Source organism: Streptomyces sp. NPDC101227, from assembly GCF_044767545.1.
Taxonomy (GTDB): Bacteria; Actinomycetota; Actinomycetes; order Streptomycetales; family Streptomycetaceae; genus Streptomyces.
In genome coordinates this window covers 20,512-43,028 of sequence record NZ_JBIWOD010000034.1, presented here as the reverse complement: position 1 = coordinate 43,028, position 22,517 = coordinate 20,512, and the positions used below count along the sequence as shown (strand labels likewise).

The following is a 22,517-nucleotide window of genomic DNA, read 5'->3' as shown; positions in this document are numbered from 1 at the left end:
TTCGCGTTTCCAACCTTACCAGATCCGTTTCCGTCTCCGGCCCCCTGTTGGAGCGGGGTTCGGCCTCCGGCTTTCGCTTTTCGGCCTTTCCGACTTTAGCAGATCCGAGCCTCACCGTTTCCGGCTCGTATGGGATTCTGCATTCCCCGTCGGGGGGCTTGCCTTTCGGCTGTTTCCGACTTTATCAGAAGTTGGGCGGTCGAATTAATCGACCGGACTTCCGGAAAGTGATCGGATGTGCCTCGCCGAATTGATTTTCCGGCCGAAGCGGAGAAGAGACTAACCGTTGTGGTCGAACCTGTCTAGCTCGCCGCAACCGTTTGAATCTACCTCCCCATGTCACCCGTGTCAACGGGCTTGCGGGGAGATGAGGAGACTAGCAGGTCAGCGGGGTTGGATGCACATCAGGCGGCGGTCGGGACCAGGGCCTCGCGGTCGGTGAGCGCGATATCGCCGGCTTCACCTGCGCGTACGGCGCGGCCGCCCAGGACGTAGACGTACAGGAGGAACGCCAGCTCGGCGACGACGCCGATCGTGATGCGGGCCCAGGTGGGCAGGCCTGAGGGGGTGACGAAGCCTTCGAGGGCGCCGGAAATGAAGAGAACGGCGGCGAGGCCGATGGCGACGCCTAGTGCGGATCGGCCTTCCTCCGCCAGGGCCGTGCGGCGGGTGCGGGGGCCCGGGTCGATGAGGGTCCAGCCGAGGCGGAGTCCGATGCCGGCGGCGACGAAGACGGCGGTCAGTTCCAGGAGGCCGTGCGGGAGGATCAGGCCGAGGAAGGTGTCGAGGCGGCCTGCCGAGGACATCAGGCCGATGCCGACGCCCAGGTTGAGCATGTTCTGGAAGAGGACCCAGAGGACCGGGACTGCCGCGAAGGCCCCGAGGACCAGGCAGAGGGCGACCGCCTGTGCGTTGTTCGTCCATACCTGGGCGGCGAACGATGCGGCGGGGTGGCTGGAGTAGTACGTCTCGTACTCGCCGCCGGGGCGGGTCATGGCGCGGAGGTCTTCCGGGGCGCCGATGGTGGCCTGGACCTCGGGGTGGGCGGCGATCCACCAGCCAAGGAGGGCCGCGACGGCTATGGAGAGGACCGCGGTGGGGATCCACCAGTGGCGGAGGCGGTAGACCGCCGCGGGGAAGGACGTGGTGAAGAAGCGGGCGGCGTCGCGCCAGGAGGCCTTGCGGGCGCCTGTTACCGCACTGCGCGCTCGGGCCACCAGGGACGTGAGGCGGCCGGTCAGCGCGGGGTCGGGGGCGCTGGAGAGGAGGAGGGAGAGGTGGGTGGTGGTGCGTTGGTAGAGGGCTACGAGTTCGTCGGCCTCGGTGCCGGTGAGGCGGCGTTTGCGGAGGAGGAGGGATTCGAGGCGGTCCCATTCGGCGCTGTGGGCCGTCACGAAAACATCGAGGTCCATGCGGGGTCGCTCCTCGTAGCGCCGGGGGAGGTGGTTCCGGGTCAGCTTGGCAGACTGGGGGCGATCCGGGTGGGGTGGTCGGGAGTTGAGGGAGCGGGCATGGAGAGGAGTGGGCGCGGTGAGTGAGCTCGTCACGGGTGAAGCGGTGGTGCTCGGGCTGCGGCCGGCGCGGCTGCCGAGCCGGGGGCTGGCGGTGCTGGTGGATCTGGCCGTGGCCTGGGGGGCGTACATCGCGGTGACGCTGATGCTGGCGAGCGCGATGTCTTCCATGGACAGCGCCGCGCTGGCGGCGGCTTCGGTGGCGGCGTTCGTGCTGGTGCAGATCGGGATACCGATTGCGATCGAGACACTGAGCCATGGGCGGTCGCTGGGGAAAGTGGTCTGCGGGCTGCGGGTGGTGCGGGAGGACGGGGGGCCGATCCGGTTCCGGCATGCACTGGTGCGGGGCGCCATCGGGGCGTTGGAGATCGTGCTGACGTTGGGAGTGGTGGCTTCCATTGCGTCGCTGGTGTCGGCGCGGGGGCGGCGGGTGGGGGATGTGTTCGCCGGGACGCTCGTCATCCGGGAGCGGATCCCGGTGGAGGAGGAGGCGGAGAAGTGGCCGGCTCCGGCTCAGTGGCTGGTGGCGGAGGTCCAGGGGCTGGATCTGTCGCGGGTGCCGGACCGGTGGTGGCTGACGGTGCGGCAGTTCCTGGGGCGGATGGGCCAACTGGATCCGCAGGTCGGCGAGGCGATGGCGGGACGGTTCGTGGCGGACTTGCAGGGGTTCACGGGCGCGACGGCGCCTGCGGGGGTGCATCCGGCGGCCTATCTGGCCGCTGTGATGGGTGAGCGGCAGGCACGGGAGGCGCGGCGGGCGTTCGGGGAGCCGTGGGCGGTATCGGGGGGTGCCCCGGTGGCTCCGGCGGAGGTCTCGGCGGGGGTTCCGTCGGGGCCGGGTGCCGTTGATGCGGATGCGGGTGCGGGTGCGGTGAGCACCGGTGGCGTTGGGCGGTGGGCGGCGCCCGGGGGGACCGCGTCGGTGGCCGGGGGGCCGTCCGTGGCCGGGGGCGGGTTCGGGGCTACGGGGGCGGTGGCGGAGCCGCCGGGTGGCGTCGGCGCGGCCGGTGGGGAGCCGCGCACGGGGTTTGCGCCGCCTGCCTGAGGCGCCGTCGGGGCGGGCCGTACGGCGGGCTCACGTGAACGTCGATGGCGGGGATTCGAGGGATTCGAGCTCGATGCCGGGGGCGGACAGGACGACGTCGCCGGCGATGTGGACGGCGTGCTGTTCGCCGGTTTCCAGGTCGTTGACCTGGTATTCGTCCGCGATCAGCGGGGCGTTGTCAGTGGCGTGTGGTGTGCTCGAGAGCAGGGCCCAGGACTGGTCGAGCGTGCGGGGGGCGAGGACGGGGGGTGTGAAGGCCACGAGGCGGGTACGCACGGCGCCGGCGCCGAGAGCGGGGCGCAGCAGCCGGGCGGTGGCGATGAGGAATGCGGGGGACGCGCCGGTGAAGGCGTGGGCGGGGACGTTGCCTTCGGTGGCGTGCTCGCCGGTCGGGTCGGTGCGTACCCAGGTGACGCCGTCGAGGGCTGCGCCGCGGACCTGCCAGGCGGAGGCGTGGAGTTCCAGGCGGATGGGGCGGCCGAGTTCGTCGAGGGTGAGGTCGACGGAGCCGGCGTGATCGCCGGAGGGGGTGGTGATCTGCGAGACGTAGCGCCAGCCGGAGGGGCCGGTGGCGCAGTGGAAGTGCTCTTCACCGAGGGGGGTGTGATCGTGCGGGTCGTGGAGCGAGTAGTGGCCGCGGGGCATGGGGCTTGCCGTCCTTCGGGCGGGCCGGTGGGGGATGAGCCCGGTGGGCCCTTGGTGGGGCCCTCATGGGCCAGGCCCCCGCCGTGAGGGGCGAGGGCCTGGCTTTCCGGGTTCACCGGCTGCTGGTGGTTGCCGGTTACCGATCGCCGGAGCCGGCGGGGGCGCCGGGGATCAGCGGGTGGCTCAGTAGCGGTAGTGGTCGGGCTTGTACGGGCCCTCGACCTGGACGCCGATGTAGGCGGCCTGCTCCGGGCGCAGCTCGGTGAGCTTGACGCCGAGGGCGGAGAGGTGGAGGCGGGCGACCTTCTCGTCGAGGTGCTTGGGAAGCACGTAGACGTCGGTCGGGTACTCCTCGGGCTTGGTGAACAGCTCGATCTGGGCCAGGGTCTGGTCCGCGAAGGAGTTGGACATCACGAAGCTGGGGTGGCCGGTGGCGTTGCCCAGGTTGAGGAGGCGGCCCTCGGACAGGACGATCAGGACCTTGCCGTCCGGGTGGGTCCAGGTGTGGACCTGGGGCTTGACCTCGTCCTTGACGATGCCGGGGAGCTGGGCCAGGCCGGCCATGTCGATCTCGTTGTCGAAGTGACCGATGTTGCCGACGATCGCCTGGTGCTTCATCCGCGCCATGTCCGAGGCCATGATGATGTCCTTGTTACCGGTGGTGGTAACGAAGATGTCAGCGGTCTCGACGACCTCGTCGAGGGTGGTGACCTGGTAACCGTCCATCGCCGCCTGCAGGGCGCAGATCGGGTCGATCTCGGTGATGATCACTCGGGCGCCCTGGCCGCGCAGGGACTCCGCGCAGCCCTTGCCGACGTCGCCGTAGCCGCAGACCACGGCGGTCTTGCCGCCGATGAGGACGTCGGTGGCGCGGTTGATGCCGTCGATGAGGGAGTGGCGGCAGCCGTACTTGTTGTCGAACTTCGACTTGGTGACGGCGTCGTTGACGTTGATCGCCGGGAAGAGGAGGTCGCCGTCGCGGTGCATCTCGTACAGGCGGTGGACGCCGGTGGTGGTCTCCTCGGTGACACCGCGGATCTCGGAGGCCAGGTTCGTCCACTTCTGGGGGGCCTCGGCGACCGTGCGGGTGAGCAGCTCGAGGATGGCGCGGTGCTCGTCGCTCTCGGCGGTCTCGATCGCGGGGACCTTGCCGGCCTTCTCGTACTCGACGCCCTTGTGGACAAGGAGGGTGGCGTCACCACCGTCGTCGAGGATCATGTTCGGGCCGCCGGTGGGCGAGTTCGGCCACGTCAGGGCCTGCTCGGTGCACCACCAGTATTCCTCCAGGGACTCGCCCTTCCAGGCGAAGACCGGGATACCGGCCGGGGCGTCCGGGGTGCCGTTGGGGCCGACGGCGATGGCCGCGGCGGCGTGGTCCTGGGTGGAGAAGATGTTGCAGGACGCCCAGCGGACCTCGGCGCCGAGCGCGACCAGGGTCTCGATCAGGACGGCGGTCTGCACGGTCATGTGCAGGGAGCCGGTCACCCGGGCGCCGGCCAGCGGCTGGGCGGCGGCGTACTCCTTGCGGATCGCCATCAGGCCGGGCATCTCGTGCTCGGCGAGGGTGATCTCCTTGCGGCCGAAGGCGGCGAGGGACAGGTCGGCGACCTTGAAGTCCTGGCCGGTGGCTGCTGTCGTCATGCGGGCTGCTCCTCGAGCGTCGCGTGGTGTTCAGGGCTGGGCAGTCTGCGGCGCGGGCTGGGGTGTCCCAGTCGTAGCTGGGAAGCAGGGGCGTACGCGGAAGCGAACACACCTCTCCCCTGGCCGCAGCGCAGTCCGTCGGAGGCCCTCTCTCCCTCGGCCGGTCCGCGGGGCGGGCCGCCCGACCGCCATCAGCAGCGACGTCTGGCACTGGGCACGAATCTACACCGATCGGCCCAGTGAGCCCCAGTCCGGATGGGCCGATTCCGTGCGGTCCCGGCCACGGACGGCCATCGGCGGGGGCCGGCAGCAGATGCCGGCGGGGAGGTGTCACCCGGCGTGGCGGTGGGTCCCGGGGGCTTTGACGGCGGTGCGGGGTGTTGCAGGATGCCCGGAGCGCGGGAACACCAGAACGCTTGTCCGGCCGCGCGCATGGTCGTCATGGTCGTGAGGAGAACCACGTGACAACGAGTCCAGCCGATCCCTCCGAGGGCGCGGGGCGGGGCGGGCGGGGGCTGAAGCTGCTCGCAGTGACCGCCTGCCCCACCGGTATTGCCCACACGTATATGGCCGCGGAGAAGCTGACGCAGGCCGCCCGGTCGCTCGGGCATGAGATCAAGGTGGAGACGCAGGGGTCCATCGGGGCCGAGAACGTACTGTCTGACAACGATGTCAGAGACGCGGACGGGGTGATCATCGCCGCGGACAAGGATGTAGACCTCGGGCGGTTCGTCGGCAAGAAGGTGGTGGCCGTCGGGGTCGCGGAGGGCATCCACCGTCCCGAGCGGCTGATCGAGCGGGTGCGGAGCGCGCCGGTGCACGAGGGCGGCGGGGGCGCGGCGGTCCCGGAGAGCGGGGGCGGCAAGGAGCGGAGCGCCGGGTACAAGGCGCTGATGAACGGTGTCAGTTACATGATCCCGTTCGTGGTGGTCGGGGGGCTGCTGATCGCGATATCGCTGGCGCTCGGGGGCCATGCGACGCCGGAGGGGCTGAAGATCCCGCCGGGGTCGTTCTGGGCGGACGTCAACAGCATCGGGACCATCGGGTTCCAGCTGATGGTGCCGATCCTCTCGGGCTATATCGCGTACGCGATCGGGGACCGGCCGGCCCTCGTTCCCGGCGTGATCGGCGGCTGGATCGCCACCCACGGCGAGCTGTACGGCATGAAGGACGCGAGCGCCGGCTTCATCGGCGGGATCGTCACCGGGTTCCTGGCCGGCTATCTGGTCGTATGGATCAAGAAGGTCGAGGTCCCCCGGTTCGTCCGGCCGATCATGCCGATCATCGTGATCCCGGTCCTGGCGACCACGGCGCTCGGGCTGTTCTTCATCTCCGTGCTCGGCAAGCCGATCTCGTGGGTCTTCACGCACCTCACCGGCTGGCTCAGCGGGATGACCGGGACCAGCGCGATCGCGCTCGGGGCGATCCTCGGGCTGATGATCGCGTTCGATATGGGCGGGCCGGTCAACAAGACGGCGTTCCTGTTCGGCTCGGGGCTGATCGCGTCCGGCAATCAGGCCGTGATGGGGATGTGTGCCGCGGCCATTCCGGTCATGCCGCTGGGGCAGGGGCTGGCCACTCTGGTGCGCCGGCGGCTGTACAGCGAGCAGGAGCGGGAGACCGGGATGGCCGCGCTGTTCATGGGGCTGTTCGGGATCTCCGAGGGTGCGATTCCGTTCGCGGCGGCGCGGCCGGCGCAGGTCATTCCGGCGAACATGCTCGGTGGGGCGGTGGCCGGGGCCGTCGCGGGGATGGCCGGGGTGTCGGACGCGGTGCCGCACGGCGGGCCGATCGTGGCGGTGCTGGGGGCGGTCGGCGGGGCGCCGATGTTCTTTGTCGCCGTGGTGGCCGGTGCGCTGGTCACGGCGCTGGCGACGGTGGCGCCGGCCGATGTTGCGGAGCGGCGAAAGGGACGGGCCACGGGGGCGGGCGCTGCCGCGCCGGTACCGGAGCCCGCGCCGGTGCCGGTCCCGGAGCCGGTGCCGGTGGGGGCCGGGGCGGCCGCCGTCGCCGTATCTTCCGGTGAGGCGGCGGTCTCTCGTACGGCGGACGAGGACGTCCCCGAGGTCCTCTCCGGCTATCTCACCCCGGGGACCGTCGCGACGCGCCTCGCGGCCGACGGCAAGGAGGCGGCCATTCGCGAGCTGGCCGGGCTGGCGGCGGCCACCGGCAAGGTGGCGGACGTCGCGGAGCTCGTACGGGTGGCGCTGGCACGGGAGGCGCAGGGCACCACCGGGCTCGGCGAGGAGATCGCCATTCCGCATGCCAAGACGGACGCGGTGACCGCGCCGGTCGTGGCCTTCGCGCGGTCGCCCGAGGGCATCGAATGGGGGTCGCTGGACGGGACGCTCGCCAAGCTGGTGTTCCTGATCGCGGTGCCGGAGGCGGCGGCCGGGGACGAGCACCTGCGGATTCTGGCGCTGCTGTCGCGGAAGCTGATGGATACGGACTTCCGGGCGCGGTTGCAGGGCGCGGAGGATGCGGCGGGGGTGCTGCGGGTCCTCGGCGAGATCCGGTAGCCGAGGCGGTCTTCCGGTGGCCGGGACCGGCCGCGTGCCGGGCGGGCACATACGGCGACGGCCCCCGCACTCACCGAGTGCGGGGGCCGGTACGCCTGCGGGACGAGGATGCAGCGGCTCAGCGGCCGCCCGGCGTCGCCTCCGGGTCGTCGCCCGCGGCAGCCGCGGCCTCGCTGTAGATGTCGGGCTCGAGGTAGATGACCCGGGCGATCGGCACCGCCTCGCGGACACGGGCCTCGGCGGCGTCGATGGCCTTGGCGATCTGGGCGGCCGTGTCGTCGTGCTCGACCGCGATCTTGGCGGCGACCAGCAGTTCCTCGGGGCCGAGGTGGAGGGTGCGCATGTGGATGACGCGGGTGACGACATCGCCGTCGACGATCGCTTCGCGGATCTTGGCGACCTGTTCGGGGCCCGCGGCCTCGCCGAGCAGCAGCGACTTGGTCTCGGCGGCCAGGACCAGGGCGATCACCACCAGCAGCGCGCCGATGCACATGGTGCCGATGCCGTCCCAGATGGCGTCGCCGGTCGCGAGGGTGAGGCCGACGCCGCCCAGGGCGAGGACCAGACCGATCAGCGCGCCGAAGTCCTCCAGGAGGACGACCGGCAGCTCGGGTGCCTTGGCGCGGCGGATGAACTGGCCCCAGGTCTGCTTGCCGCGCAGCTCGTTGGACTCCTTGATGGCCGTACGGAACGAGAAGCCCTCGGCGATGATCGCGAAGACCAGGACGCCGACCGGCCAGAACCAGTTGTCCAGCGGATGCGGGTTGTGGATCTTCTCGTAGCCCTCGTAGAGCGCGAAGACACCGCCGATGGTGAACAGGACGATGGAGACCAGGAAGCCGTAGATGTACCGCTCGCGGCCGTAGCCGAAGGGGTGCTCGGCGGTCGCCTCGCGCTTGGCCTTTTTGCCGCCGAGCAGCAGCAGGCCCTGGTTGCCGGAGTCCGCGACGGAGTGCACGCCTTCGGCCAGCATCGAGGACGAGCCGCTGAAGGCGAAGGCCACGAACTTCGCTGCGGCGATCGCCAGGTTGGCGCCCAGCGCCGCGACGATGGCCTTTGTCCCGCCTGATGCGCTCATGTGTGCCGCATGTCCCTTCCGTCGACCGGGCTTTACCGCCCCTTTAATGCCGTGCGGCGGTCATTGTTGCAGCCCGGCCCGGGGACGGTGCCATGAGGCCAGCATGCGGCCATCTGGGGGGGTGTCCCTAGGGGGTGGGGGAACAGATCCCGTAGGGGATGCGAGCGCCCCTTGCGGGCCACAACGCGGCGGGGTCGGGGCGGTATTCCCGTCGGTCCTGTCCCGGGTGCGCGGGGGCCTGGCGTTCGCCGGGTGCGCGGGGAACCCGTCGTTCACCAGGCGCGCCGCGGTCCTGGCGTTCGCCGGATGAACGAGGATCCCGTCGTTCACGCGGCGGGCCTGGCGTTCGCCGAGTGCACGGAGATCCCGTCGTTCACGCGGCGGACCTGGCGTTCGCCGAGTGCACGGAGATCCCGTCGTTCACGCGGCGAACCTGGCCTTCGCCGGATGCGCGGGGAACCCGTCGTTCACGCGGCGAACCTGGCCTTCGCCGGATGCGCGGGGAACCCGTCGTTCACCAGGTGCGCGATGGTCCGCTCGTTCACCAGGTGCGCGACGAACCTGGTCGGGCAGGCCGTCGGCGCGCCGTTGTCTACGCGACGACCGTGGCGCGGAAGAGGGTGCCGTCTCCGGCGACGGTGATCCGTTCGCCGGCCGGGGCGAAGGCCGATTCGCCGGGGGCGAGGGTCAGGCCTGGCGTGGCGTCGCCCGCCAGGTGGACCGTGCCCGCCGTGCACAGCAGGACCTGTGGTGTACGGGAATCCAGGGGGCGCGGCGCGGCCCCGGGGGCGAGGGCGAAGCGGGAGAGCCGGAATTCGTCGATGGGGGTCTCGTAGACCTCCTCGCCGTCGACCGCCTCGGGGCGCAGTACGCCCGGGTCGCCGGCCTCGAAGCGGACGATGCGCAGCAGCTCGGGGACGTCGACGTGCTTGGGGGTGAGGCCGCAGCGCAGGACGTTGTCGGAGTTGGCCATCAGCTCGACGCCGAGGCCGCTCAGGTAGGCGTGCGGGATGCCGGCGCCGAGGAAGAGGGCCTCGCCGGGCTGGAGCCGGACGTGGTTGAGGAGCATGGCGGCGATCACGCCGGGGTCGCCCGGGTAGTGGTGGGCGATGGCGGCGTACGCGGCGTAGTCGTCGGCGTACTCCCCCGCCTGGGCGCCCAGCCGGTCGGCCGCGGCTGCGGCGCGTTCGACGGTGCCGGCGATCGCGTCGTGCTCGGCGGTCAGGACGGCGGTCAGCACCTCGCGCAGGGCGGATTCCTCGGGGCTGGCGCGCAGGATGTCGACATACGGCTTGAGGTCGTCGACGCCGAGGCCTTCCAGGAGGTCGGCGGCCCGGTCCGGGTGCCGGAAGCCGCACAGGCCGTCGAAGGGGGTGAGCGCGCAGATCAGCTCGGGCTTGTGGTTGGCGTCCTTGTAGTTGCGGTGGGCGGCGTCCCGCGGGACGCCGCGTCGCTCCTCGTCGGCGAAACCTTCCTTCGCCTGGGTCAGGTCGGGGTGCACCTGAAGGGAGAGCGGGGAGCCGGCCGCGAGCAGCTTGAGGAGGAACGGCAGCCGGGGTCCGAAGGCGCGGACGGTGGCCTCGCCCAGTTCGGCCTCGGGGGCGGCGTCGATCGCCTCGGCCAGGGAGACGGGCCCCGCGCCGCGGTCTATCCGGGAGGGGGCGCCGGGATGGGCGCCCATCCACAGCTCGGCCTGCGGTGCGCCGGTCGGCTCGACCCCGAGGAGCTCCGGGATGGCGGTGGTGGAGCCCCAGGCGTAGGGGCGCACGGTGTTGGCGAGGCGGTCCATGGGGCTGCTGCTTCCTGCGGTGTCGTCGTAGGCCGCTGGGTGTGGTCGTACGTGACGCTGAGTGTCGTACGGGCCGTCGGCCGGGGGCGGGTCCGCGTGGGTCGGCGCGGGTCGGTGTGCGTCCCGCATGCGTCCCGCGTGGGCCCGCCCAATGATCACTCGGTGTCGGTGAGCGCCAGGTAAACGGCGGCGAAATCCGTGATGGCGAGCAGTTCCGTGGCGCTTTCCAGCTCGCTGCCGCTCTGCGGTTCCAGCTCGCTGAGGGCCGTCTCGCACTCGTCGGCGAGTGCGTTGGCGGCGCGGGCGGCGGAGTGCGGTCCCGGCTCCCCCTCGCGCAGCATCAGGACCCGGGCGCGCAGCGCGGCGGGCTGTTCGACGCGGTCGCGGAAGAAGTCGTCCGGGTCGGCGCCGGCTGCCAGGGCGCCGGCCAGCAGCGGACGGTGGGTGGTGAGCGCCTCGGGCAGCGCGGCGGCGAGCGCGGGGCGGCCGGCGAGCCCGGCGAGCGAGGTGGCGAAGTGCCGGCCGACGGCGCCGGCGATGGTGCCCTCGGTCCAGATGATCGGCAGGGCGTCGGCGAGGTCGGCGGCCAGGGTCTTGGCGGGGTTGGTGTACGTGGCGACGGCCGGGCCGCAGCGTTCGGCGAGCTGGTCGAGGTGGTCGGCGAGGTGGGCGAGCGCGTCCGGCGGCGCGGTGAGCAGGCCGATGCGGTCGGCGAGCGCGAGCAGCGGGATGAGCAGCGACCAGAGGGTGCCGGGGGCGGCCGGGGGTGCGCCTTCGACATCGAATTCGGCGTCGTAGGCGGTGGTGGCCAGCGGGACGGTGAGGCCGCGGGCCTGGACGACGGCGTCGGCGAGCGCGCCGCCGGCGGGGGTGACGGCGACGACCGCGCAGCCGCGGCGGTAGGCCTGCTCGACGAGCTCGGCCAGGCCGGAGTCGGAGCCGTCGGGTCCGGCGAGCAGCAGCAGGTCCAGGGGGCCGGTCCAGCCGGGCAGCGTCCAGCGCAGGGCACCTGGCAGGGGGGCGACGCCGGTGGGCGTGATGTGGGTGACCGGGCAGCTGCCACCGCCCAGGGCGGCGAGGAGTTCGGCGATCGCTGGTGCGGCGGGGCCGGGGCCCGCGACGAGGACGGAGCGCGGCCGTCCGTCGGGCGTGAGGTCGGGGATCCCGGCCTCGGCGGCGCTGCGGGCGGCGGAGCGGACCCGGGCGCCGGATTCGGCCACGCCGCGCAGCAGTCCGTAACGGTCGGCGCCGGCCAGCGCCTCAGGGGCATCGAGGAGTGACTCGTCGAGCATGGTGGGCGCGGCCTCCGATCGCCGGTACGGGCGGGGAATCACCGGGTGGCGCCGGGTCGGGCCCGGCGCTTCCCGGTCAGGCGGGGCGGCTGGCCTCGTCGACGAGGAGTACGGGGATGCCGTCCCGGACGGGGTAGGCGAGACCGCAGTCGGCGGAGGTGCAGGTCAGCTGGGCGGGGTCAGCCGCGGTGTGGTCCTCGAGCGGGGCGTGGCACGCCGGGCAGGCGAGGATCTCGATCAAGCTGGCTTCGACCGGCATGGCGGCTGCTCCTTCGGGGTGATTGCGGCGTGGCCAGCGTACCGCCGTACGGGGGGCCGGGGCCTGCTCGGAGGGGATTTGCGGAGGTGGGAGGGGTGGCGGCGGGGGCCGCCACCCCTTGGTGGCTAGGCGCGGATGATGGCCAGTGCCTCGTCGCGTACTCGGTCGACGGTGGCCGTGTCGCGGGCCTCGGCGTTCAGCCGGAGCAGGGGCTCGGTGTTGGAGGGGCGGACGTTGAACCACCAGTCGGCGGCGGTGACGGTCAGGCCGTCCAGTTCGTCGATGGTGACGCCCTCGCGGTCCTGGTAGGCGGCCTTGATGGCGGCGAGGCGGCCGTTCTGGTCGTCGACGGTGCTGTTGATCTCGCCGGAGGCGGCGTAGCGGTCGTACTGGGCGACGAGCTGCGAGAGCGGCCCTGGCTGCCCGCCGAGGGCGGCGAGGACGTGGAGGGCGGCGAGCATGCCGGTGTCGGCGTTCCAGAAGTCGCGGAAGTAGTAGTGCGCGGAGTGTTCGCCGCCGAAGATGGCGCCGCTGTCGGCCATCTCCGCCTTGATGAAGGAGTGGCCGACGCGGGTGCGGACCGCCTTGCCGCCGTTTTCCTTGACGACCTCGGGGACCGACCAGGAGGTGATGCAGTTGTGGATGACCGTGCCGCCGGGGTGCTTGGCGAGTTCGCGGGCGGCGACCAGTGCGGTGATCGCGGAGGGGGCGACCGGGTCGCCGTTCTCGTCGACGACGAAGCAGCGGTCGGCGTCGCCGTCGAAGGCGAGGCCGAGGTCGGCGCCGGTCTCGCGGACCCGGGCCTGGAGGTCGACGATGTTCTTGGGATCGAGGGGGTTGGCCTCGTGGTGGGGGAAGGAGCCGTCCAACTCGAAGTACATGGCGTCGAGTTGGAGGGGCAGCCCCTCGAAGACCGTGGGAACGGTGTAGCCGCCCATGCCGTTGCCCGCATCGACGACGACCTTCAGCGGGCGGATGCCGGTGAGGTCCACGAGGTTGCGCAGGTGGTCGGCGTAGTCCTCGAGCACATCGCGTTGGGTGACGGAGCCGGTGGCGGCCACCGGCTCGGGGGCGCCGTTGTCGGCCCAGTCCTCGACGAGGGCGCGGATCTCGGCGAGGCCGGTGTCCTGGCCTACCGGGGCGGCGCCCGCCCGGCACATCTTGATGCCGTTGTACTGGGCGGGGTTGTGCGAGGCGGTGAACATCGCGCCGGGCAGGCCGAGGGCGCCGCTGGCGTAGTAGAGCTCGTCGGTCGAGCAGAGCCCGATCTCGGTGACGTCGGCGCCGCGGGCCGCCGCGCCCCGGGCGAAGGCCCGGGACAGTCCGGCCGAGGAGGGCCGCATGTCGTGCCCGGTCACGATCGCGTCCGCGTCGGTGATCTGGACGAAGGCCGCGCCGAACAGCTCGGCGAGCGTCTCGTCCCACTGGTCGGGGACCACACCGCGCACGTCGTACGCCTTGACGATCTGCGACAGATCGGTCACTGCCGGGCCTCCTGGAGTCGCTGAGTCGCTACGGAGCCCCAAACCTACCCGCCCGCCCTGTGCGGGGGCCGTGAACCGGCCGTGCGCGCCACGGCACCGGGCCCGGCCCCGCGCGGGGCGCGGACCTGCGGGTCCGGTGGGTCCGGTGGGTCCGGTGGGCCTTCCGGCCAGGGGAGCATCCAGCCCGGTACGGCGCCGCTTTGTGGCCTGTCCGGAGAGGTTCATGACGTGGGCGAGGGCAAGCACGGAGGTCACGGTGAGCACGGTGCGGCGCAGTTCGTGGACGGTGGGCGTCGATGCTGCGTCGCCGGCCGGTCGCGAGGCGATTCCGACGGGGGGAAGGGGGTTCGGCGGTGTTCGGGGGTGCACCGGGCCGTCCCGGGGCGTTCCCGGACAACGGAAGGAAAGCGGCGGGGCCACCGCCGCGCCCCGTCAGCCGGTCAGGAGTCGGGCGACCGCAGCACCCGCAGATGACCGCGGCGGGCCACCTCCATGGGCCGGCCGTCGCGGCCCGTGGGCCCGCCGCCCGCCTGGGCGCCGTCGCTGCCCGCGGCACGCTCCTGTGGGCGGGCCGCCTCGCGGACGGCATTGGCGAGCGCTTCGAGGTCGTCACCGCTGGGCTGGGCGGGACCCGAGTCGATGGCGAGGCGGACGACCTCCCAGCCGCGGGGCGCGGTCAGCCGCTCGGAGTGCTCGGCGCACAGGTCATAGCAGTGCGGCTCGGCGTAGGTGGCGAGCGGTCCGAGCACGGCGGTCGAATCCGCATAGACGTACGTCAGCGTTGCGACGGCGGGGCGGCCGCACGCAGTGCGCGAACAGCGACGTACAGGGCTCACGACGTTGGACGGTACCGCACTCTTGAGCGGGCCGCGACGACTCTCCCCCGGCTCACCCAACCGTGTCGTCCCGCTTCGTCCGATGCGTCTGACCTGCACCACGCTCGACCTGGACCGGTCCGGGCAGCTCGGGACGGACGGCGCGGCGCACAGAAAGTCGTCATCAGTCGGCGCAATTCGTGTCATTCCGCGGGGGATCCGCGATCTCATAGGGGGATGCAACCGAACGGAACGCGGAGCGGACCGGTCACTCGGCGACATCATGCGTCTTGTCGCGCTTCGCGGTACCGCCCGCCCCGCGACGGTTACGCTCGATGCTGATGGACAGCCCCGTACCTCCCCGACCGTCGGAGCCGCGACTCCGCCGCCGCGACCGGCACGGCCGCGGCATGCGCGGCCCGATCGCGCCTCCGCAGGTGCCACTGTCGGTGAGCCGCGCCGACGCCTTCGTGGACCTCGTCTATGACTCCCGCGACCGCCTGGAACGGCGCTGGCCGCAGCTCGCGGAGGTCGATTTCATGGTCCTGGACGTGCCCGGTTTCGGCCCCGATGCCTGGCCGGACGCGGAGGCGGACGGCGAGACCGTGCCGCTGGGCCGGGTGGTGCCCGCCGCCGGCGCACATCGCGACCGGATCGTGATCTACCGCAGGCCGGTGGAAATCCGTACCAAGAGCCGCGACGAGCGCGCGCTGCTGGTCCATGAGGTGGTCGTCGAGCAGGTCGCCGAACTGCTGGGGCTGGCCCCGGAGTCGGTGGACCCGCGTTATGGCCAGGAGTAAGGCGTGCGGCGTGGGCGGCCGGGGCGGGAGCCGTTGGTGGTTGCGGTTCACGTCGTGGATGCGGTGACGCATCCGGCGGGCCCGCGGTACGGCGTGGGTGGCCGAGGCGGGAACCGTTGGTGGTTGCGGTTCACGTCGTGGATGCGGTGACGCATCCGGCGGACCACGGGGTACGGCGTGGGCGGCCGAGGCGGGAACCGTTGGTGGTTGCGGTTCACGTCGTGGATGCGGTGACGCATCCGGCGGGCCCGCTGTACGGCGTGGGGCCTGTCCGATGGGACAGGCCCCATGGCCGTGCCGCGGGTCCGCCGCAGCTCAGTCGTTGAGCAGCGACAGGTCCTGGCCCGCCGTCGGGACGACGACCGAGCCCCGGTCGTCGGGCAGGGTCTGCACGGTGAAGGCCGGGATGCCGCCCAGCGGCTGCACCAGCGTGCGCGCCGCATAGACCGGGCCGCTGCCCGGCTGGGGCTCCACCGTCAGCGCGTAGGAGCCCTTTAGGCCCGAGGGGCGCGGAGGATCGACGGCGAGGGTGCTGCCGCCCTTGACCGTGTACGTCTTGGAGACCGGCGTGCCGCCGTCGCTCCCTGCCGACGCGGTGACCTTCACCTTCGCGTCCTTGCCCTTCTCCGGCGCGACGAGGGACAGGGTGCCGCCCTTGGACCGGTTGTCGGCGACCGTGGCGCGCTTGTCGACGGGGCGGGTCGCCGGGATGAAGGCCATCTCCTGGTTGGCGCCCTTGCCGCGGGTCACCCGCAGCGCCGCCGTGACCGGGGCCTTGGAGCCGCCGTCGGCCGGTGTGAGCACCAGCGATCCGGCCTCGCCCTTGGTCAGGTCCTTGAGATCGACCGCCGTCGTCATCCCGCTCTTGACGTGCAGGGTCTCCACTCCCGCCGGAGTGATCAGGCCGGTGGGGGTGGCCAGCTGGACCTTGAGGTTGGCGTCCGCCGCACCGGGCGCGACGGCCACCAGACGCACGGAGGTGGCGTCCTTGGGGATGCCGGGCAGCACCAGGCTGTCGGCCGGGTCGGCGGAGGGCGGTAGCCAGTCGCTGCCGAGCTTGGCGTCGGAGGCCTGGACGGCGGCGCCGACCCGGCCCTGCTGGACGACGACGTGCAGCGCGGCGTTGGTGGCCGGGCTGCCGGTCAGGACGGACAGCAGACGCGAGACCGTGGTGTGCGCCGGAACGGTGACGCTGGCCGTGGCGCCGCTCAACGGCCCGTCCTTGCCGCGCAGTTCGAGGTCGACCTGGGCATCGGTCGGGCCGGGGTTGGTCAGATGGATGTAGTCCTGGCGGTCCCTGTCGGTGCTCACACCGGGGAACCAGAACGTCGTGTCCGGGGCGGTGCAGCTCAGCCCGAGCAGTCCGCGGCCGTTTCCGGCGGCGATGGAGGTGGTCTGCTGGGTGGTCCAGCCGGGGGCGAGGGTGCCGTCGGCGTCGCCCACCAGGGCGGGCGCATCGGCGGCGTCGGTCGTCGCGGTGACCGGCCGGCCCGCCTGGTCGAGGGGCGCCACGGGCTTGGTGTCGCGGGGCGGCACGATCGTACTGCCGGTGTCCGCACCGCTGTCCTCGGCCTTGCCCTTGGCCCTGTCGTTGGCCTTGCTCTTGCTCTTGCCGCCCTTCTTCGACGCCTCGTCGGCGGCGCCGCTGTCCTTGACGGTCCCGGCGGGCACCAGCTTCGCGGTGCCCTTCTTCGCGTCCGCACCGGCCGCCGCGCCCTTGGGGACGAACGACGTGTACGTGGTGTCGCCGAGCTCCGAGGACGTCGGGGCCGGGCACAGCAGCGAGGAACGCTGGACCGGCAGCCGGGTGCCGCCCAGTGGCGCCGCCTTGGCCGCGCCGTCCGGGGCGGCGACGGCTGCGACACCGGCGACGGCTGCCAGCCCGGCCGCCGCGCCGATCAGGGACATCATCGTGCGCTTCACTGCTGGTCGCTCCCGTCACGGCGCGGCTGCTCGGGGAAGGAGCCGGGGTACGTCGTGCCGTCGTCGTAGGGCTGCTGGGGCTGCTGGTGCTGGGGCTGCTGGGCGTAGCCGTACGGGTCGTAGGCGCCCGCCTGGTAGGGATCCGCCGCGTACGGGTCGGGGGCCTGGTACGGGTCGGCCTGGGGGTACGGCGGCTGCTGCCCGTACTGGCCGGCCTGTGCGTAGTGACCGCCGTCGCCGGCCTGGTACGGGTCGGCGGGAGCATAGGGCTGGTCGGCGGGAGCGTACGGCTGGTCGGCGGGCTGACCCGGCTGGGCCGGAGCCGTCTGCTGGGTGGTCGCCCACTGCTCGTACGACTGCTGCTGCGGCACCGCCGCGTACGGGTCCCCGGTCTCGGCCCCCTGGGGCGGCGCCGCGGGGGGCTCCTCCTCGGCCGGCTGCGGCGCGGCCTGGTGACCGGCCGCCTCCGCGGCGGCCCGCAGCCTGCGCGCCCGGCGGCCGTCGCCGGTGGCCGCCTGGGCCGCGGCCAGCACGGCGTCGTCCTCGGGCAGGTCGTCGTCGATCTCCCGGCGGCGGCCCGGCAGCGCCATCACCACCAGGACGACGGCGAGCAGGCCCTGGGTCCACAGCCAGACGGTGTGGCCGACCGGGTTCTCGTAGGTGAGGTCGAGCCGGCCGCCGCCCGAGGGGAGCGTGAAGCCCTGCGCCCAGCCGTCGACCGTCACGGGCTTGAGCGGCGTGCCGTTCAGAGTGGCCTGCCAGCCCGGGTCGGCGGTGTCCGCGATGCGCAGCACCCGGCCGGCGTCGCCGGCGGGCACCTTGTCGGTGTGCGCCTCGATGGGGCCGGACGGTACGGGGACCGGCGCGGCGGCCTCGCCGGCGCGGGTGCCGTCGGTCGTCCCGCCCTGCACGATGGAGACCCGCGAGACCCGGCGGTCGACCTCCCACAGGGCGCTGCCGCCGTCCTGGCTGCGCCGGGTCAGCCCCGGGGTCGTGTCCAGCACCCGGCTCACGGCGCGGGACGCGCCGTCGCGCACCAGGATGTAGCGGACGGCGTAGCCGCCGAGCTGCCTGGTCTGGTCGGCGCCGGAACCGGCCACCAGGTTGGCGACGATGCCGCCCAGCCGCTTGTCCTCGCCTGCCGTGGCGGCCAGGTCGGCGTCGCCGAGCCCGGCGCCGGAGCCGCGGACCAGGGCGTAGTCGACATGGCCGGTGCTGCCGTCGAGGACGAGGGTGCGGGCGCGGTCGTCGGTGCCGGACTGAAGGGCGACGATCGCCGGGACCTGCGCGGGATCGCGCCGTTCCAGGGGGCCGGCCGCGCCGGTGATCATCCAGCTGACGGCGGCGTAGAGCGGGGCGAGGAGGGAGGCCAGCGCGATCAGCACGGCGACCGGCTGCTTCCAGCCGAAGCCCATGGCGGCCATCCGGGTGCGGATGCCCTCGGCGCCGATCGCCGCGGCGCACAGCAGCGCCAGCCCGTAGACCAGCATCGCGGGCCCGGTCCAGCCGGAGCCGTTGCCCAGCGCCGCGCACAGCAGCCCGGCCACCGCCACCACCCAGGCGGTACGGATCGCCGTCTGCCGCTCGGCGCGCAGCGTCGCCGCCAGCGCGGCCAGGACGACGCCGATCAGCAGCACCCCGCCGGCCGCCTTGGGGCCGCCGGGGCTCAGGCCGATCAGGTCCAGTACGGAGGCCGATCCGGCGCCGTAGTCGAGCCCGACCTCCTGGAAGAAGCGGGTGGGGTTGCCGAAGAGCGACAGCGACCAGGGGGCGAGCACCACGACCGGTACGACGGCCACGGCCAGGAAGCGCAGCACATAGCCGACCAGCAGGTCACGGCTCGCCATGGCGCGCCGCACCAGCAGCCCGATGCCGAGCAGCACCGCCATCGGCCAGACGACCGGGGTGAAGGCCGTGGTGAAGGTGACCAGCAGGGTGTACGCCCAGGTGGCGCGCCAGCTGGGGCGGGTGCCGGGGCCCAGGCGCAGGCCGGCGGCGGCGACCGCGGCGCGGGCCATCAGCGGCAGCAGGATGGCGAGTACGGCGGTGCCCAGGCGGCCGCCGGCGAGCGCGCCGGTGGCGGCGGGCAGGAAGGCGTACGCGATGCTCCCCCAGGCCCGCAGCAGCCGGGAGGCGACCAGCGGGCGGGAGGCGAAGTAGGCGGTGAGTCCGGCCAGCGGGACGGAGCACACCAGCAGCAGGGTGAGGGTGAAGCCGGTGCTGCCGATGAAGATCGTGGAGACCAGGGCGACGACCGCCAGGTAGGGCGGCGCGGAGGCGGCGTCGCCGGTGCCGACCGCGTGCCAGCTGTCGAGGTATGCCGCCCACAGGTCGGACACGCTGCCCGGTGCGGGGAGCATCGCGCCGCCGGTGAGCGCGCCGGTGCCGAGCAGCCCGCGGCAGGCGATCAGGGAGACCACCAGCAGCAGGAGGAAGAGCACCGGACCCGGCTTGCGGGCGATCCGCTTGAGCCGCGCGAACTGCTCGACCTCCAGGAATTCGGCGTCGTCGCCGCCGGGCCCGGACTCCACGGCGCCGTGCCGGCCGGCCGAGGCGACGTCGGGCGCGGCGCGGCCCGCGAGGTTGCCCGCGACCTGTTCGACGGTGGCGCGTACGGTCGCGCCGGGCGGCGGGAAGAGCGGCCGCAGCTCGCTCGCTTCCACCGCCGGCCGGCCTCTGCGTTTGCGTGCGGCGAGGATCTTGCCGGGCCGCAGCAGGGTGCCGAAGAGTCCGGCGAGTTCGTCGAGCGCCTGGCCGGGGACCTTGCCGACGAGGTAGGCCAGGACCCGTAGGAAGGTGCCGAGCAGCAGCCGCAGCAGCACGTACGGGAGCAGCGCGCCGCGGGTGTTGGCGAGCAGGGCGTAGACGGCGCCGGACTTGTCGACGCGGTGCGGGTTGGCGACGAAGCGGCCGACGCAGTCGATGGGGCGGCGTTCGCGGGCGGCGGCCTCGGCGTGCCGCAGTATCGCGTCCGGCGCGACGAGCACCTGGTGGCCGGCCGCCTGGGCGCGCCAGCAAAGGTCGACGTCGTCGCGCATCAGCGGCAGCCGGCGGTCGAAGCCGCCCAACTGCTCGTAGACGTCGCGGCGGATGAGCATGCCGGCGGTGGAGACGGAGAGCACGGGACGGATCTGGTCGTGCTGGCCCTGGTCCTGTTCGCGGCGGTCCAGGCCGGTCCAACGGCGGCCGCTGCGGGCGATGCTGACGCCGACTTCGAGCAGCTGGCGGCGGTCGTACCAGCTGCGCAGCTTGGGGCCGACGATGGCGGTGGAGGGGCTGGCGTCGGCGACCCGCAGCAGCTCGGCGAGCGCGGTGGGCGCGGGGGCGCAGTCGTCGTGCAGCAGCCACAGCCACTGGACCGGCTCGCCGTGCGGGAGCTCGGGCATGTCGTAGGCCTCGTCGCGCCACGTCCTGCTGACCGGGTCCCAGCCGCTGGGGCGGCGCAGATAGGCCAGATCGTCCGGGGTGAGCACCGGGGCCGTTCGGACCGCCTCGTCCACCGCGGTGCCGAATCCGGAGCGGCGGGCGAGGTGCAGCACCCGTTCGTCCCCGATGGCGTCGGCGAGCAGCTTGGCGGATTCGTCCGCGCTGCCGGTGTCGGCGCCGATGACGTTCTGCACCGGGCGTTCCTGGCCGAGCAGCCCGGCGAGCGCGTCGGGCAGCCAGCGGGCGCCGTCATGGGAGACGATCACGGCGGTGACGACATGCCGCGGGAACTCTGGGGTCTCAGCTGCGTATGGGGCGGCCTGGGCCGCCGACTGGCTGTGCACGGACATCGAGGTACGGGCCCTCCGGACCCGGGAGTCCGGGGCCCGCGGCGAAGTCGCTCAAGGCCCCCGCCCCCGGAAGACACTGCGACGGACTACGAGGCGACGCGCGCGACCCGTGGGGCGGCGGCGCATCTCGGACGGTGCCCCACACTAATGGTTCGCGCCGCTGTCCCGACCGGGTCCGTGTGCCGCGGGAGACAGCAGTCCGCCTCCGGCGGTCAGGGCGCTGGAGGCGGGGCGTTCGCTATAGGGGGATATGGGGAGTTGGCGTGGTACGGCGGCGGGCGTGACGAAGCCACGCGCCGTGGGCGTTACGGGCTGCCGTGACATCGTCAGACGGCGGCCTTCTTCAGCCGGCGCCTCTCGCGCTCGGACAGACCGCCCCAGATTCCGAAGCGTTCGTCGTTGGCAAGCGCGTATTCAAGGCACTCGGAGCGGACCTCACACGCGAGGCAGACCTTCTTGGCCTCGCGGGTGGAGCCCCCCTTCTCCGGGAAGAAGGATTCGGGGTCGGTCTGGGCGCACAGTGCGCGCTCCTGCCAGCCGAGCTCCTCGTCCGCCTCCTCGACCAGCAATTCCTGGAACAGCTCGGTCATGTGCGCCCCTCGTCTGTCTTTACGTCCCCGTGATCCAGCCGTGATCGTTTTTGGCTGAACGACACGAGTGAAATTACAAGTGTGCTGATCCGGGCCAGTCAAGCCGAGATCTGCTATTGGGCCTCTTATTCACTCTGTGGAACCAAGCGTGTGCAGAAAGTGTTCAAATCATCAAAAACTGGGACACTTCCCCTGGCGTACCGCCCGGGACTCACCTCTCACTGTCTGAGACGCGATCGAACGGCATTCGCGTTGCACCCCCGCGCCCCGAAGCGTGGAAGATCACAGACGGATCACGAGATCACAACGGCGTTTGGATGCGCGGTTGATGGGCGACCTCTCCTGGTCGGCGGGTGCACAAACCTTTCACCTGGCTCCGCAACCGGATGAGGTGAAACATCCGTGGCAAACCCGACATCCGGTTGACATCGCGCCGGGAACCCGGTCTCCTTGACCGCATGCCAGTGACTCCCGCGCCCCGACTGACCCGTGCCTACGGGTTGCTCTGCGCTGCGCAGGCTCGCTGTCGCTGTTCCAGCTGTCGTAGCCACTGAGCTCCAGCCGTCCCGCTCGCACACCCCGCAGCGCCCCTGCCTTCCCGCGAGCCCGCGCCGTGCTCCCCACAGGGAAAGCCGGCGCCGCGCCGCACCCTCCCCCCGCTCTTGTGCCGAGGAACCCGTAACGCCATGAACAGCGACGTCCAGATCGCCGGCGACCCGCTCGCCATCCCGCACCTGCTGCCGCCCGTCCCCGCCCACCCCGACACCGTCGCCGGCTTCGTGGGCCTGGCCCGCTCCATCGCCGCCGACCGCGACAGCTGGGCCCCGCTCGTGCGCTACGACGCCACCACCCGCTGGTACCACCGGCTGCGCACCGGCCCTGAATACGAGGTGTGGCTGCTGAGCTGGGTGCCCGGCCAGGGCAGCGGCCGGCACGACCACGGACGCTCGTCGGGTGTGCTGACGGTGCTGGAGGGCGAGTTGACCGAGCGCGGCGCGGACGGTCCGCGCACGCTCCGGGCCGAGGCCCAGCGGGTCTTCGCTCCCGGGTACGTCCACGAGGTCGTCAACGACTCGCTCGCCCCCGCGGTCAGCCTGCACGTCTACTTCCCGGGCCTGACCGAGATGCCGATGCGCCCCCACTCCCAGCTTCGTTCGACCGGGGGGACCCCCACCCACTCCCCACTTCGTCCGGTCGAGGCGGCCCCCCTCGCCCAGTGCGCGCCGTCGGCCCAGGAGACCGCGGCCCGCTGAGCCCCGGCGCTGCCGGGCCCACCATCCCCCAGCTACCGCTGGGAGGTACCCCCAGCCCGACCACCGCCCCCTCAACGGCAGTCCTCGACTGACACAC

Annotated in this window: 16 protein-coding genes; 4 read left to right on the top strand and 12 right to left on the bottom strand. The window is 72.6% G+C overall.

The window, feature by feature from the left end:
- Nucleotides 1–404 precede the first annotated feature (404 nt).
- Nucleotides 405–1,412, bottom strand: coding sequence for a stage II sporulation protein M (locus tag ACIRPT_RS40160; protein ID WP_403836729.1), 1,008 nt, complete (start codon nt 1,410–1,412; stop codon nt 405–407).
- 118 nt (nt 1,413–1,530) lie between these two features.
- On the opposite strand from ACIRPT_RS40160, the gene ACIRPT_RS40155 reads away from it, so the two are divergent.
- Entirely contained in the window at nt 1,531–2,556 is a 1,026-nt protein-coding gene (locus ACIRPT_RS40155; RefSeq protein ID WP_403836727.1) for an RDD family protein, read from the top strand.
- 30 nt (nt 2,557–2,586) lie between these two features.
- Here ACIRPT_RS40155 and ACIRPT_RS40150 read toward each other — a convergent pair whose 3' ends face one another.
- Entirely contained in the window at nt 2,587–3,201 is a 615-nt protein-coding gene (locus ACIRPT_RS40150; RefSeq protein ID WP_403836725.1) for a hypothetical protein, read from the bottom strand.
- A 183-nt stretch (nt 3,202–3,384) separates the two neighbouring features.
- Nucleotides 3,385–4,842: an adenosylhomocysteinase gene (gene ahcY, locus ACIRPT_RS40145; protein ID WP_403515539.1), complete on the bottom strand. Its 1,458-nt coding sequence runs from the start codon at nt 4,840–4,842 to the stop codon at nt 3,385–3,387.
- Between the two features lie 461 nt (nt 4,843–5,303).
- Here ahcY and ACIRPT_RS40140 point away from each other — a divergent pair, with 461 nt between their 5' ends.
- Nucleotides 5,304–7,361, top strand: coding sequence for a fructose-specific PTS transporter subunit EIIC (locus ACIRPT_RS40140; protein ID WP_403836722.1), 2,058 nt, complete (start codon nt 5,304–5,306; stop codon nt 7,359–7,361).
- A 118-nt stretch (nt 7,362–7,479) separates the two neighbouring features.
- Here the strand turns inward: ACIRPT_RS40140 and ACIRPT_RS40135 are convergent, their stop codons facing one another.
- The 6 genes from ACIRPT_RS40135 to ACIRPT_RS40110 form a co-directional block, all read right to left on the bottom strand.
- Nucleotides 7,480–8,439 (bottom strand): cation diffusion facilitator family transporter, encoded by a 960-nt coding sequence (locus ACIRPT_RS40135; RefSeq protein ID WP_403515535.1) that lies wholly within the window; start codon nt 8,437–8,439, stop codon nt 7,480–7,482.
- A 592-nt stretch (nt 8,440–9,031) separates the two neighbouring features.
- Nucleotides 9,032–10,228, bottom strand: a complete 1,197-nt coding sequence (gene manA, locus ACIRPT_RS40130) for a mannose-6-phosphate isomerase, class I (RefSeq protein ID WP_403836720.1) — start codon at nt 10,226–10,228, stop codon at nt 9,032–9,034.
- Between the two features lie 155 nt (nt 10,229–10,383).
- Nucleotides 10,384–11,520 (bottom strand): SIS domain-containing protein, encoded by a 1,137-nt coding sequence (locus tag ACIRPT_RS40125; protein WP_403836718.1) that lies wholly within the window; start codon nt 11,518–11,520, stop codon nt 10,384–10,386.
- A gap of 76 nt (nt 11,521–11,596) precedes the next feature.
- Nucleotides 11,597–11,779 carry a Trm112 family protein gene (locus tag ACIRPT_RS40120; RefSeq protein WP_403515530.1) on the bottom strand — a complete coding sequence of 61 codons (183 nt, stop codon included), beginning with the start codon at nt 11,777–11,779 and terminating at the stop codon, nt 11,597–11,599.
- 125 nt (nt 11,780–11,904) lie between these two features.
- Complete coding sequence (locus ACIRPT_RS40115) at nt 11,905–13,263, bottom strand: phosphomannomutase/phosphoglucomutase (protein WP_403836716.1); 1,359 nt, start codon at nt 13,261–13,263, stop codon at nt 11,905–11,907.
- A 440-nt stretch (nt 13,264–13,703) separates the two neighbouring features.
- On the bottom strand, nt 13,704–14,159 hold the full coding sequence (locus ACIRPT_RS40110; RefSeq protein ID WP_403836714.1) for a DUF3499 domain-containing protein: 456 nt from the start codon (nt 14,157–14,159) through the stop codon (nt 13,704–13,706).
- Between the two features lie 260 nt (nt 14,160–14,419).
- Between ACIRPT_RS40110 and ACIRPT_RS40105 the strand changes: the two genes are divergently transcribed.
- Nucleotides 14,420–14,878: a metallopeptidase family protein gene (locus ACIRPT_RS40105; protein ID WP_403836712.1), complete on the top strand. Its 459-nt coding sequence runs from the start codon at nt 14,420–14,422 to the stop codon at nt 14,876–14,878.
- Nucleotides 14,879–15,193: 315 nt separating this feature from the next.
- Here the strand turns inward: ACIRPT_RS40105 and ACIRPT_RS40100 are convergent, their stop codons facing one another.
- The 3 genes from ACIRPT_RS40100 to ACIRPT_RS40090 form a co-directional block, all read right to left on the bottom strand.
- Complete coding sequence (locus tag ACIRPT_RS40100; RefSeq protein ID WP_403836710.1) at nt 15,194–16,801, bottom strand: DUF5719 family protein; 1,608 nt, start codon at nt 16,799–16,801, stop codon at nt 15,194–15,196.
- Nucleotides 16,798–20,577, bottom strand: a complete 3,780-nt coding sequence (locus ACIRPT_RS40095; protein WP_403836708.1) for a glycosyltransferase — start codon at nt 20,575–20,577, stop codon at nt 16,798–16,800. The genes ACIRPT_RS40100 and ACIRPT_RS40095 overlap by 4 nt, the downstream gene beginning before the upstream one ends.
- A 326-nt stretch (nt 20,578–20,903) precedes the next feature.
- Complete coding sequence (locus ACIRPT_RS40090; RefSeq protein ID WP_003983763.1) at nt 20,904–21,167, bottom strand: WhiB family transcriptional regulator; 264 nt, start codon at nt 21,165–21,167, stop codon at nt 20,904–20,906.
- A 686-nt stretch (nt 21,168–21,853) separates the two neighbouring features.
- Between ACIRPT_RS40090 and ACIRPT_RS40085 the strand changes: the two genes are divergently transcribed.
- Complete coding sequence (locus ACIRPT_RS40085; RefSeq protein WP_403836706.1) at nt 21,854–22,420, top strand: cysteine dioxygenase; 567 nt, start codon at nt 21,854–21,856, stop codon at nt 22,418–22,420.
- The last annotated feature ends 97 nt before the right edge of the window (nt 22,421–22,517 follow it).